The organism is Flavobacterium sp., assembly GCF_004295795.1.
GTDB lineage: Bacteria > Bacteroidota > Bacteroidia > Flavobacteriales > Flavobacteriaceae > Flavobacterium.
The window spans coordinates 120,895-133,053 of sequence record NZ_SEBR01000011.1 but is presented as its reverse complement, the minus strand read 5'-3'; the positions used below and the strand labels follow the sequence as shown (position 1 = coordinate 133,053).

Genomic DNA, 12,159 nt, shown 5'->3' with positions numbered 1-12,159 from the left:
GCCTCTTTTACTCCGCAAGCTCCGTCAGTTCGCGTTGCTCGGGTCCAAATTTCAAGGCTGTCAGGTCGCGTTTTTGGTTCAGCCGCAAGGCCTTTTTGCTACTTTTGCGGCCAGGCAAACCGAGGAACGAGGTTCACTGAATCCTTTTAAAAAAAATAAAAATCAATGAAGTAAAAGTAGTCCCGCGGAAGGCGACGAACTACAACATCCGGCAGCGCAGCTGCCGCAAACACAAAATGAGCGAAGCTCATTTTTATCAGGCTTCGAGAGTGAGATAATTTCCGAGAACACAGAATCAAAATAAAAAGAAAAAGGATCGTCTTACGACAATCCTAGCCCGGATGCGGGCAACTAGCCTTTAGCAGAAAAAACCGCATTTTTCTTAGCTTGGCACAGCGACCAACGGAAGCTCGTGCCAAACTAAAGAAAAACCGGTTTTTACAAAAAAGCTAGTGCCCAGCAGCCGGAAAAAGCTCAAAAAAAAGAAAAAAATCTCCCTATCTTTGCGCCTTCAAAAAAAGCACAAAAATGATTACGGTCAACGACATAGCCGTCGAATTTGGCGGCACAACACTCTTTAGCGACGTCACATTTTCGATCAATGAGACCGACAAAATTGCACTTATGGGCAAGAACGGCGCGGGAAAATCGACTTTGCTCAAGATTATCGCGGGTGTGAACAAACCTTCTTCGGGTGTGATTTCAGCTCCGAGAGAAGCCGTCATCGCTTATTTGCCGCAGCATTTGCTCACGCAGGATGATGCGACCGTAATGCAGGAAGCGTCGAAAGCCTTTGCCGAGGTTTTCCAAATGAAATCTGAAATCGACAACATCAACGAGCAATTAACCGTGCGCACTGATTACGAGAGCGACGAGTACATGAAGTTGATCGAACGCGTATCGGAACTTTCGGAGAAATTCTATTCGATCGAGGAAATCAACTATGAAGCCGAAGTCGAGAAAGTGTTGAAAGGACTTGGTTTCGAACGCGAGGATTTTACGCGTCCGACTTCTGAATTCTCGGGTGGATGGAGAATGCGGATCGAATTGGCCAAAATCCTGTTGCGAAAGCCAGACCTGATCTTGCTTGATGAGCCAACGAACCACATGGACATCGAATCGATACAGTGGCTCGAGGAATTTTTGGTGACATCGGCCAAGGCGGTGATCGTGATTTCGCACGACCGCGCTTTCGTCGACAACATCACAAACCGCACGATCGAGGTCACGATGGGACGTATTTACGACTACAAAGCCAAATATTCGCACTATCTCGAACTTCGAAAAGACAGACGCGCGCACCAACAGAAAGCATACGAGGAACAACAAAAAATGATTGCCGAGAACACCGAATTCATCGAGCGCTTCAAAGGCACGTATTCCAAAACCCTGCAAGTGCAATCGCGCGTGAAAATGCTCGAAAAGCTTACGATCGTCGAGGTCGATGAGGTCGACAATTCGGCGTTGCGATTGAAATTTCCGCCTTCGCCCCGCTCCGGACAATATCCGGTCGTGGTCAACGAATTGCAGAAAAGTTATGGCGACCACATCGTTTTCAAAGATGCGAATCTGGTTGTCGAGCGCGGACAGAAAGTCGCTTTCGTAGGAAAGAACGGAGAAGGGAAATCGACGATGATCAAAGCCATTATGGGCGAGATCGACTATGACGGCGGGAAAATGGAAGTCGGGCACAACGCCCAAATCGGATATTTTGCCCAAAACCAGGCGTCACTTCTCGACGGCGATCTCACGGTTTTCGAGACGATCGACAGAATCGCGTTCGGAGACGTGAGAACCCAGATCAAGAACATTTTGGGAGCGTTCATGTTTTCGGGAGACGATACGCAAAAGAAGGTGAAAGTGCTTTCGGGCGGCGAAAAAACGCGTCTGGCGATGGTAAAACTGTTGCTTGAACCAGTAAATGTGCTGATTCTCGATGAGCCGACGAACCACCTCGACATGAAAACCAAAGACATCATCAAGGACGCGCTGAAAGACTTCGACGGAACATTGATCCTCGTATCGCACGATCGCGACTTCCTCGACGGACTCGCCACAAAAGTCTTCGAATTCGGAAACAAACGCGTGAAAGAACACTTCGAGGACATCAAAGGATTTTTGGCGTATAAGAAAATGGAGAATCTTAAGGAGATTGAGAAGTAAGTTGCAGTGGCAGTTGCAGTTGCAGTTGCAGTTGCAGAAGCAGAAGAATGGCAGAAGCAGTTGCAGTTGCAGTTGCAGTGGCAGAAGCAGAAGCAGTTGCAGTTGCAGTTGCAGAAGCAGAAATAGACGAGACATGATAAAGCAGAACAACAGTAGCTTTCGGTCGACTTATCGCAACAACCTTAATGACCTTAATGTTCTTAATGGTTCAAATATCAGGATAACGACCCTAATGTTCTCAACGGTTCAAATATCAGGATAACGACCTTAATGTTCTTAATGGTTCAAATTTCAGTATAATTAACTTAATGTCCTTAATGTCCTTAATGTTCTTAATGTTCTTAATGGTTCAAATAACAGGATAACGACCTCAATGTTCTTAATGGTTCGAATATCAGGATAACGACCTTAATGTTCTAATCGTTCAACATCAAAATAGTGACCTCTAAAACCTTTCGGAACAAAATCTGAAAGGTTTTTCTATTTCACCTCAAATGTCGTCAAGGTGGAATGCCAATCCGGTGGAAGCGTTTTTCCCAAAAACCTTTTGGTTACAGAAACCTCGGTTTTGACCAACCAAAAACCATCCGCATTCCTCAAAAGGTAAAAATCAGAATTTGGCGTTTTATCCAAACCGCAACCCGGACGATAACCCGAAAAGAGCGCCAGAATCTCGGCATTCGAATTCTCGATCACGCGAAACCCGTGCAGATACACGAAATTCCTGTCGAAGATAAAACCCATGCGATTCACCGCAGATGGCGCGTCAATGCCGTCCAAAATAGAAAGTTCGCCTCCGTGAACGAAGTTGTAGACGTGGTTTTTGTCCTTGTAAAGTCCGTTTGACAACCCGAAAGTCGCAGCATCGGCGCCGGTATCTTTTCCGTTTGCGTAAATTTTGGTGCCCACTTTGTAAAGTCTGTAATCGTAGTCGAAACGGTCTTGGGTTTTCCCGTCGAGTTTTATCAATCGGATGTTTGTCGTGAGCAATTTTGCGATTTTGTCAGATGGAACACTCGCGTAATATTCCTTGTCGGCCACGTCATAAACCTGATTTTTGTAGACGAGATAACGGTAATTCACCTGGCTGAAACGGATGTCCGAAGCCTTGACGGGAAGCGAATACTTGAACGGATACTTGACGTTGACGACTTTTTGCAGTTTCTCGCTGAATTCGTTCCTGTAAATGCCGTTCTTGTCGAAATACAAATCGGAATTCGGAAGCAATCCAAAAGTAGCCGCATCGATTTTTGCCATGAAACCCGTGGGATCGAGAAACTTTTTTCCGTCGGTGAGATAGCGGCTGTTGTAGTGGTCGAAAACCTTGATTTTTGACAGGAATTGTTGGGAAATCTCGACTTTGTAAAAGCCGCAGTACAGGTTTTTTCCGTCCGAAATATAACTGCGCGAGAGCACTTTCGCTTTCTTGGGATCGAGTTCCAAGACCCGCGCCGTTTCGATATGGATGACTTTTTTGGACGTTTTGGCAAATTGGGCGTTCAAGGCTAAGAGCAATTCTCCGTCGAGCGTAACAAGCTTTCCGGCAGAAAAAACTTTTGTTTCAAAAGAGCAAAGCGGTTCTTTTATCGCTGAAATCTCCACAGTTTCCGATGCGTCGATCTTCTTGTCAAAAAAGAAATAATTGTCCTTGTCGTAAAAGAAATTTTGGCAAGAACCCGGAGTGTTTTTGAACGTTTTGGCATCGGCATCTTTTATTTCGGACGTATTTCTATAGACTTTCGACGCGGTTTTCCAAATGGCATCGCGCTTTTGATAGTCGCCGACTTCCGTGATGTAGACGAATCCGGTCGTGTCTGTCTCGACGCGTTCGCCTCTGAAATAGACGCCATTTTTGTCCAACGCGAATTTCGAATTGCCGTATTGTTTCGGAAACCTGAAAGTCGCCAGGTCGGCAGCGAGATATTTTCTGAGGTCGCTTTCCTGATAAATCACGGAATTCGCGTTCACGATATAAATCGGGCCGTCGGCGCTAAAACTGCGCCCGCCAGGTTGGACGACCAAAGTCGTGTCTTCCATCGCCGGAAAAATCTGTTGGGTTTTTTGTCCGAAAGCCAGAATCGGCAGCAGCCAAATCAGCAATTTTATCGATTTTGTCATGATTGTCAAAAGGTCGGGCGAAGGTAATTTAAAGATATTTGGAAAAGATCGGATGTTTGCGAATCATGGCCACGAGAAGTTGTTTTTCGTCGTATTCCTTGAACTTCGCTGCGATTTCGTCATAACCGAAAACGGCATCGTAATAGATAGTAAGCCAATTTTCGGCAAACTTCACGCGTCCGTTCCCGTTTTTGTCGACTTCCATTGTCTTGATCGCCAATTCGGTCATCGCTTTGAGTTCGGCATTCGTGTAACGTTTGACGAGCGCTTTTTCCAAAACGGACAAAAGTTGGTCGTTGCTGGCCAATCCGGTGTTGAACAAATGCGGAAGCATGACCGAGATCGCCTTGTCGGTTTTGCCCTGACCGAGATAAATCGAGCCGTACATTTTGGCTTTGTAGATGGCGTCGGCCGTGAGTTCGTTCCCGCAAAAATGTTGGTACGGATAGTCTTTATCGGCCATCACGAGATACTTTTCGGCCAACTCATAATTTTCGATGTAAAGGTAAATTTCAGCCAAATTCGACGCGCTTCTATTTTTGTACAACGCATATTGTTCCATAATTCCGCCGTAAGCTTCGGTTTCATTGTAATCAGCATCGAGAATTTGCGTGAAAACATTGGCCGCTTCTATGACTTTGTGATTTTGCCACAATAGCTCGCCAAGGTTGTAATGCGCTCTCGGTTTGTAGTCGGAATTCGGGAAATCGGTCAGGAATTTTCTGAAACCGTCGGCCGCTTGCGCAAATTGCTTGTTTTCGGCCAATTCGATCAAGGCTTCGAACCGCAATTCGTCGGGGTTGCGCTTGTTTTTCTTTTGGGAAAATCCGATAGCCGAAACCAGGAAGGCGAGAAGTACGATTTTTTTCATTGTGTCGGAATTTTTAAAAAAGGACAGGCCGAAACCTGCCCGATTTTGCAAGTAACTTAACCAATTAACTATTTTTTTTGCTTTGGACGCGCGAATTGTTTCATCGTGTAAATGGCCGAGGCGATTTTTTTGGAATCGGGATTCTCGAAAAGCAAGGTGTACGTTTGACCTTTGTCTTCTTCAATCGGACGGATCTGGATTCGCTTTCTGTTGTCTGATGTGGCGTTGGCGAAAAACAGGACCTTTTTTCGAAGATCGATCCGCACGACAGCATTTCTGAATTCGGAATTGTCTGACATTTTCAGCATTTGGTCTCCAAGGTTCTTAACCGGAATTTTCCTGCGTCGGATCACCACGACAGAATCGTTTTCAAGCAGAATCTCGTCTTTCGTCATCTCGGTTTTGAACGGCGCTTTTGCAAGTTTTCCGTCTTTGTCCTTATGATATCTTGGCAAGACATCGGCGATTTTGAGCGTGTCGGCTTTCATTTTCGAATGGTCGAAATACAAAATACTGTCCTGCATCCAGACTTTCGATTGCGTGTTCGTGTTCAGGAAATCGACGAGTTCGGTCTGGCCCATTTTTTCGCGTTGGCCGAAACCGGAAACGAAAATCAGCAAAAACGCGATCTTATTTACTCGCATAACCAAGCGTTTGAGCACTTTCGACCAATCTCACGAATTCCGAACGATAACCGTCTTTGTCCTGGGCCAGACCTTGCTTGGCGAGTTTTTTGATTTCGTCGGTCGAGGAGTTCGCGATCAGTTTGGATTCTCGTAATTTGAGTCCGAACCAAGCTACGGCCGTGGCGAATTTCATGTCCGCGGAAGCGCTTTCGAGCCTTTCGGATTTGTCTGCGATCACGTGAACCATTTCGGTGCTTTTGTCGCCGTCAGGTTGTTTGTACCGGAACTTAACCGTGGCGAGTTCGTCCTGGAATTTCGGGTCGACGTTCTTTTGGTCGGTGTATTTGAGATTTGTCGATTCGGTAAAGAATTCGCTTTTAACGCCTGTCGGAATCAATTCGTAAAGCGCCGTGACGTTGTGGCCGCTTCCGAGTTCGCCCGCGTCGATCGCGTCATTGGTGAAATCTTCGGGACGCAATTTTCGGTTTTCGTATCCGATAAGCCTGTAGCTCTGAACGTGTTTTGGATTGAACTCGATCTGGATTTTGACGTCTTTCGCAATCGCGTACATCGAGCCGTTGAATTCCTTGACCAGAAAGCGGTTCGCCTCCTGGATGTTGTCGATGTAGGCATAATTGCCGTTTCCTTTGTCGGCCAGGATTTCCATTTTGGAATCTTTGTAATTGCCCATTCCATAACCCAAAACGGTCAGGAAAACGCCCGATTTCCGCTTGTCTTCGATGAGTTTTTCCATATCGGAATTGGACGAACTTCCCACGTTGAAATCGCCGTCAGTAGCCAATATCACGCGGTTGTTCCCGCCTTTGATGAAGTTCTCGAGCGCGGTTTTGTAAGCCAGTTCGATTCCGGCGCCACCGGCCGTGCTTCCGCCAGCTTGCAAATTGTCGAACGCGGAAATGATTTTGTCTTTTTCCGTTCCTTTCGTGCTCGGCAAGACCAATCCGGCGGCTCCGGCATAAACCACGATAGAGACTTTGTCTTCGGCTCTCAGTTGGGAAACCAGCAATTTCATCGAAGCCTGCAAAAGCGGCAATTTGTTGTAATCACTCATCGAACCCGAAACGTCGATCAGGAAAACGAAGTTCGACGCTGGCAGATTATCGGTTGGGATATGCTTGCCCTGAAGCCCGATTTTTACGATTTTCGAATCTTTGTTCCAAGAACAATCGGCGACTTCCGTATTGATCGAAAACGGATGGTTTCCAGTTGGTTGCGGATAATCGTACTTGAAAAAATTGACCATTTCCTCGACGCGAACCGCATCTTTCGGAACTTTTTGCCCGTTGTTCAGAAATCTTCTGACGTTGGTATAAGAAGCGTTGTCGACATCGATCGAAAACGTGGAAAGCGGTTCGTTTTTTGGGCTTGTGAAAGCGTTTTCAATGAATGTGGCGTAGTCTTCGTCGTTTGTATTTCCCGTTACGAAACCTTTTTCGCGATGTGTAACTTTGTCGTCCCGGTCGTAAAATCCTTGAGTAGGCGAGGCCGAGACCATTTTGGATTCTTCGGCTTCCAAGGCGCGGCGGTCTTTTTTGCCAAGGGCTTTTCTGCCTCCGACAGCAGATGTCACGACGACTTCCCCAAGCTTGATTCCGCCTTCGATCAATTTCACGTTTATCGTTCTCGAACGGCCAATCTCGATTTGTTTGTCGGCCATTCCGACGAAAGAGAATACCAGCGTTTGCCCGACTTCTGCCTCGATGCTGTATTTTCCGTCGAAATCTGTCTGGACGCCGACTTTGGTTTGTTTTACTTTCACGTGCGCTCCCGGCAATGGGCCGCTTGCGTCCGAAACCTTTCCGGTAATCGTCACTTTTTCGCTTTTGAAAATGCGGTTTCCGTCTTCGGAAAAGGCCAGGAAACTAATGAGCATGGCTACGCCCAACGAAAGAATTTTTAGATTTTTCATCGTGTTCGAATTAAATTATTGCTAATGGATTTTTGTCACGAAAAGGCAAAGCTTCGCCACATGAAGCGATTTTGCGTCGTTTCCTGGTGTGTCTTCCGGAATATATGCTGGATTATTTCTTCGGCTTCATCTTCACGACAATTACGCCGTATTTGCCTTTGTCGCCATAAGCCGCAACCGCGTTTGCGTCTTTCAGTATATGAACTGCTTCGACCTTGCTTTGGTCGATTGCCTCAAATGTTTTTTGGTCGGTCTCTTTCCCGTCGACGATAATCAGCGGACTGTTTAGGCTAACGGTTTTCGGCAACTCCTTCACGGCGATCACGTCGGTAGTTGAAGTTTTCTCTTTTTCGTTGGCCTGGCCAAAAGCCGGAGCGATCGCCAAACAAACTGCAGTCGTCAAAAAATAGGTGAGTTTTTTCATTTTTTCGATTTTTTATTGGCTGGTTTGCCGTTTTTGGTCGTCACAATAATAACGCCGTTCTTTCCTTTTTCGCCAAATTGTTTTAAAGCTTCCTTGCCCGTGTAAATTCTCGTTTTCATGCCTTCTTCCTGTAAATTCAAAGGCGCGTACGGGCTCGTTGGGTTCGGTCCGAAAAGCGATTCTTCGGTGTATTCTTTTCCGTCAATAATATACAAAGGTTCCTTGAGATAGAAAATCGTGTCGCGCTCGGTTGGAACGCTTCCCATTACTTCCTCGAGTTTCCTGTCGTAGTCTTTGTCGTTTTTGCCGACCAACGGTTTTCCGTCGACGATAAGCAACGGTTTTTGTTTTGCGTCAGATTTTTGCGCTTTCGCGGATTTGTTGTCGGCTTCGGCCGAAGTTACGATTTCCGCATCGAAAACGCGCCCTTTTGCCATAACACCTTTCGCGCGTCTTTTGTCGAGGTCATAATCGCTGTCGTCGTTCGATCTTTCATCGAGATAACCCGAGGTTTCCTTGATCTTGGAAGCCACCGGACTCATATTCGGGGCCGAAACTGCTTTTTCCTCGGTTTTCGCTACAGTCTCGAAACTACCGCTTTGGCTCACGTGGATTTCGTCTTCTCTCGAGGAAATTCCCGATGGGTCTTCGGACGGTCTTGCCACTTCCTCTATTTGCGCATTGTCGCTTGTGCGAACAGCTTCGTTCGGAATCGGGGCGATATCACTTTGCGGTTTGAGCTCCGGTTGCGTTTTTTGTTCGAAAACCGGTTGGTTTACGGGAACGGCAATCGGCTCCGATTCGGTTTTCACGACCTGATAACCCAAAGAAACAACCGCCACGACCGACGCCGCGACCGCCCACTGTTTCCATTTCTTGTTCTGTTTCACCAAAACCTTGTTGTCGAGTTTGTGCTCGACGCGCGACCAAACCTGCTCGAGCGAGGGGAATTCCTTCGTCTCGGCGTTGTCTGCCGCCTGTTTCATCTGTTCGAAAATTTTATCCTGATTTTCCATTTTCACTTTGCCTGTTGGTAATAGTAGTTGTTTACAAGCTCCTTGAGTTTGGTCTTGGCCACGTTGAGCTGCGATTTTGACGTGCCTTCGGAGATTTTGAGCATCTCGGCGATTTCCTTGTGCCCGTAGCCTTCGATCGCGAACAGGTTGAAAATCGTGCGGCAACCTTCGGGAATCAACAATAGCAGTTTTAGCAGATCTTCTTCCTCAAGCGCGTTTTGCGGAACGCTGTCGGTCAAAGCGATCGACTTCTGGTCTTCCAGGTAAAGATTGAAATTCACGTTTCTGCGCAATTGCTGCAGGCACATATTCACCGTGATGCGACGCGCCCAAGCTTCGAAAGCACCGTTTTCCTTGAGTTGGTCGAGTTTGGTGAAAATAGTGTAAAAGGCATCGGCTAAGGCTTCCTCGATCTCTTCTTCCTTTTTGAGATACCTTTTACACGTGCGATACAGCTTTGGCGCCATTGCCTCGTACACCTTTCTCTGGGCGTCGCGCTGCGATTTTCGGCAAGCTTGTATGAGAATATCGTTGATCACGTTATTGGCTTTTTATATAGAGATACGGATGTTGGGGAAAAGGTTGGGACGGTTTTTAGAAATTTGCAGTTTTTCAGTTGCAGTTGCAGTTGCAGTTGCAGTAGCAGTTGCAGTTGCAGAAGCAGAAGCAGAAGCAGAAGCAGAAGCAGTTGTAGTAGCAGTTACGATGCCAGTAGCACTAGTTGCGACAGTTGAAATAGCAAAAAAGTAAAAACTTGGCAAAAGAAAATTTTTAAAGCGGTTTTTCGGAATTTTATTTCGACAACAATTGCGGCGCAACCTGCAACTGCAACTGCCACTGCTACTACTGCCACTGCTACTACTGCCACTGCCACTGCCACTGCAACTGCCACTGCTACTGCCACTGCCACTCAACTGCTGCGGGTGAAATTTCATGGCAACGGCAAAGTCAATTGGTAAATGTCAGCTTCCAAACCGTCCGTGTCGTTGTCTTCACACAACAGAAATGATATCTCAGATTTTGATTTGGCGTATAAGGTCAATCCTTCGAATTTGTGCTTTTCCGTGATTTGTTGGGTGAACGTGATTTTTAGCGTTTCGAAGTCCATTTTTCCAATCAGGCTTCCCAGGATTTCTCCGTCGTCGTAAGTGGAATTCGTGTCTTCGGCCGTGGCGAGGAACCAGATTTCGTTCGCTACGAGAATCGCGTCGGTGAAACTCGCGGTTACGTGTTTGAGTTTGGGCAATTCGATGGGAAAATAGTTAATCCTCGGTTTTTTGTCCCAACTTCCGACCACCTTGAAAATGCCGTTGTTGGCACCGTTTCCGTTTCCTCTTTGGATGAAAAACCACGCATCCGCGGAAGCGAAAGCACCTTCGAGATTGAAATTGTCGGTCGAGATTCCGGAGACTTTTCGCATATCGGCATACAAATCTGACAAATCCTGATGCGCCACTTTTTTGGTTTCGACAGAGACGATGGCCGCGACATTCCTTTTTTCGGTCGAACCGGATCCGAACAGGTGCAATTTCCCGTCTTTTTCGGCCAACGCCTCGAAATCAGGTTTTTGCTTCTTCGGAATAGTCTCGAGCGTTTCCCTTTCGAGCAATTTTGTCTTGTCGAGCTTTTGGTCGGCCGTGTGGAATTCGTAAAGATAACCCGCATTGTCAGAGGCCACGAAAATCGATCCGTCCCTGAAAAGCAAGCCAGAAGCCGATCCGATCCCGACGATGTGATAGAGCAATTCGAGTGAAAAACGTTTCATGTCAAGGCTTTTGGTTCGAGTTAAATTTACCTATATTTAAGGAAACATTCTTCATGAAAAGCATTTCCGCTCCCGATTTCCAGATCACGACGACCATTAAACTCTCCAAAATCCCAACTTCTTACGACCTCAAAGCATCCGAAGACGAAATCGAGAAGGAACTCGCCGAAATTCGCGAAGACTTGTCGAAACTGCAGGACAAAATGTACGCGCACAACAAGTATGGCGTACTGATTTGCCTGCAAGGAATGGACACGTCGGGCAAGGACAGCCTGATTCGAGAGGTTTTCAAGGAGATCAATCCGCGTGGCGTTGTCGTTCATAGTTTCAAGACACCGAATGCGATCGAGCTCGAACACGATTTTTTGTGGCGTCATTATATCGCGTTGCCCGAACGCGGAAAATTGTCGGTTTTCAATAGGACGCACTACGAGAATGTTTTGGTTACGCGAGTGCATCCGGAGTATATTTTGGGTGAGAATATTCCGGGAATCGAATCGGTAAAGGACATTGACGAAAATTTCTGGAAAGACAGGCTGAAATCGATCGTGCAATTCGAGAAACACATCGTCAAAAATGGCGTGATCGTGCTCAAGTTTTTCCTGCATCTGTCAAAGGAAGAACAGCGCCAGCGATTGCTAAGACGACTTGAAGAACCCAAACACCAATGGAAATTTTCGCCCGGCGATCTCGAGGAACGCGAGCTTTGGGACAAGTATCAGGAATGTTACGAAACGGCTATAAATGCAACTTCGAAAAAGAATGCGCCTTGGTTCATCGTGCCCGCCGACGACAAGGCGACCGCGCGTTATATCGTAGCCAAAACGGTTTTGGATACGCTTAAGAAGTATAAGAATATCGAGAATCCGGCGCTTGCCGATGAGGTTCAGGAACACGTTTCGGCTTTTCGGGCGCAACTTGAGGGAGAAAAGTGATTTTTTAAACCGAAAGGGAGTTAGGTGTTTGCCGATTTTTTTTGAACCATTAAGAGCAGTAAGAGCATTAAGGCCATTAAGATTGAAGCGGGAAACGAATCTTAACGTTAAAGGAATTTCCTGACCGCTTTTATTTTCGACTTGATGAAACTCAGGCACTCCGGCACTTCGCACTCAAGCACGAAAAAAAACGCCTCCCCGAGATCGAATAGGGAGGCGTTCCAATAATTGGTGTTTTGTGGTCTGTATTTAGGTCAGATTCGCTGCTTTTGCTACTGCTACTGCTACTGCTACTGCAACTGCAACTGCTT

Annotated in this window: 11 protein-coding genes; 3 read left to right on the top strand and 8 right to left on the bottom strand. The window is 46.6% G+C overall.

The annotated features are described in order from the left end of the window. Nucleotides 1–528: 528 nt before the first annotated feature. The gene (locus EOO49_RS11120; protein ID WP_290845630.1) at nucleotides 529–2,163 is read left to right on the top strand and encodes an ABC-F family ATP-binding cassette domain-containing protein; all 1,635 of its coding nucleotides are present in this window, start codon (nucleotides 529–531) and stop codon (nucleotides 2,161–2,163) included. A gap of 480 nt (nucleotides 2,164–2,643) precedes the next feature. Here the strand turns inward: EOO49_RS11120 and EOO49_RS11115 are convergent, their stop codons facing one another. The 7 genes from EOO49_RS11115 to EOO49_RS11085 form a co-directional block, all read right to left on the bottom strand. Further along, nucleotides 2,644–4,281, bottom strand: a complete 1,638-nt coding sequence (locus tag EOO49_RS11115; protein ID WP_290845629.1) for a DKNYY domain-containing protein — start codon at nucleotides 4,279–4,281, stop codon at nucleotides 2,644–2,646. A 28-nt stretch (nucleotides 4,282–4,309) separates the two neighbouring features. Continuing rightward, complete coding sequence (locus EOO49_RS11110; RefSeq protein WP_290845628.1) at nucleotides 4,310–5,152, bottom strand: hypothetical protein; 843 nt, start codon at nucleotides 5,150–5,152, stop codon at nucleotides 4,310–4,312. A 68-nt stretch (nucleotides 5,153–5,220) separates the two neighbouring features. Beyond that, nucleotides 5,221–5,796 (bottom strand): hypothetical protein, encoded by a 576-nt coding sequence (locus EOO49_RS11105; protein WP_290845627.1) that lies wholly within the window; start codon nucleotides 5,794–5,796, stop codon nucleotides 5,221–5,223. Continuing rightward, nucleotides 5,783–7,708: a von Willebrand factor type A domain-containing protein gene (locus EOO49_RS11100; RefSeq protein ID WP_290845626.1), complete on the bottom strand. Its 1,926-nt coding sequence runs from the start codon at nucleotides 7,706–7,708 to the stop codon at nucleotides 5,783–5,785. Before EOO49_RS11100 ends, EOO49_RS11105 begins: the two co-directional genes overlap by 14 nt. Nucleotides 7,709–7,820: 112 nt before the next feature. Next, nucleotides 7,821–8,132: a hypothetical protein gene (locus EOO49_RS11095; protein ID WP_290845624.1), complete on the bottom strand. Its 312-nt coding sequence runs from the start codon at nucleotides 8,130–8,132 to the stop codon at nucleotides 7,821–7,823. Continuing rightward, nucleotides 8,129–9,118, bottom strand: coding sequence for a hypothetical protein (locus tag EOO49_RS11090; protein ID WP_290845622.1), 990 nt, complete (start codon nucleotides 9,116–9,118; stop codon nucleotides 8,129–8,131). The genes EOO49_RS11095 and EOO49_RS11090 overlap by 4 nt, the downstream gene beginning before the upstream one ends. A 32-nt stretch (nucleotides 9,119–9,150) precedes the next feature. Beyond that, nucleotides 9,151–9,684 (bottom strand): sigma-70 family RNA polymerase sigma factor, encoded by a 534-nt coding sequence (locus EOO49_RS11085; RefSeq protein WP_290845632.1) that lies wholly within the window; start codon nucleotides 9,682–9,684, stop codon nucleotides 9,151–9,153. Here EOO49_RS11085 and EOO49_RS11080 point away from each other — a divergent pair. Beyond that, nucleotides 9,680–9,898 carry a hypothetical protein gene (locus EOO49_RS11080; protein WP_290845621.1) on the top strand — a complete coding sequence of 73 codons (219 nt, stop codon included), beginning with the start codon at nucleotides 9,680–9,682 and terminating at the stop codon, nucleotides 9,896–9,898. The two genes, EOO49_RS11085 and EOO49_RS11080, sit on opposite strands and share 5 nt — an antisense overlap. 181 nt (nucleotides 9,899–10,079) lie before the next feature. Here the strand turns inward: EOO49_RS11080 and EOO49_RS11075 are convergent, their stop codons facing one another. Then, nucleotides 10,080–10,913: a hypothetical protein gene (locus EOO49_RS11075; protein WP_290845620.1), complete on the bottom strand. Its 834-nt coding sequence runs from the start codon at nucleotides 10,911–10,913 to the stop codon at nucleotides 10,080–10,082. Between the two features lie 53 nt (nucleotides 10,914–10,966). On the opposite strand from EOO49_RS11075, the gene EOO49_RS11070 reads away from it, so the two are divergent. Next, the gene (locus tag EOO49_RS11070) at nucleotides 10,967–11,848 is read left to right on the top strand and encodes a PPK2 family polyphosphate kinase (RefSeq protein ID WP_290845619.1); all 882 of its coding nucleotides are present in this window, start codon (nucleotides 10,967–10,969) and stop codon (nucleotides 11,846–11,848) included. Nucleotides 11,849–12,159: the final 311 nt, after the last annotated feature.

Coding starts and splice junctions, on each gene's coding strand:
- EOO49_RS11120 (WP_290845630.1), top strand. CDS start 529: ATGATTACGGTCAACGACATAGCCGTCGAATTTGGCGGCACAACACTC.
- EOO49_RS11115 (WP_290845629.1), bottom strand. CDS start 4,281: ATGACAAAATCGATAAAATTGCTGATTTGGCTGCTGCCGATTCTGGCT.
- EOO49_RS11110 (WP_290845628.1), bottom strand. CDS start 5,152: ATGAAAAAAATCGTACTTCTCGCCTTCCTGGTTTCGGCTATCGGATTT.
- EOO49_RS11105 (WP_290845627.1), bottom strand. CDS start 5,796: ATGCGAGTAAATAAGATCGCGTTTTTGCTGATTTTCGTTTCCGGTTTC.
- EOO49_RS11100 (WP_290845626.1), bottom strand. CDS start 7,708: ATGAAAAATCTAAAAATTCTTTCGTTGGGCGTAGCCATGCTCATTAGT.
- EOO49_RS11095 (WP_290845624.1), bottom strand. CDS start 8,132: ATGAAAAAACTCACCTATTTTTTGACGACTGCAGTTTGTTTGGCGATC.
- EOO49_RS11090 (WP_290845622.1), bottom strand. CDS start 9,118: ATGAAACAGGCGGCAGACAACGCCGAGACGAAGGAATTCCCCTCGCTC.
- EOO49_RS11075 (WP_290845620.1), bottom strand. CDS start 10,913: ATGAAACGTTTTTCACTCGAATTGCTCTATCACATCGTCGGGATCGGA.
- EOO49_RS11070 (WP_290845619.1), top strand. CDS start 10,967: ATGAAAAGCATTTCCGCTCCCGATTTCCAGATCACGACGACCATTAAA.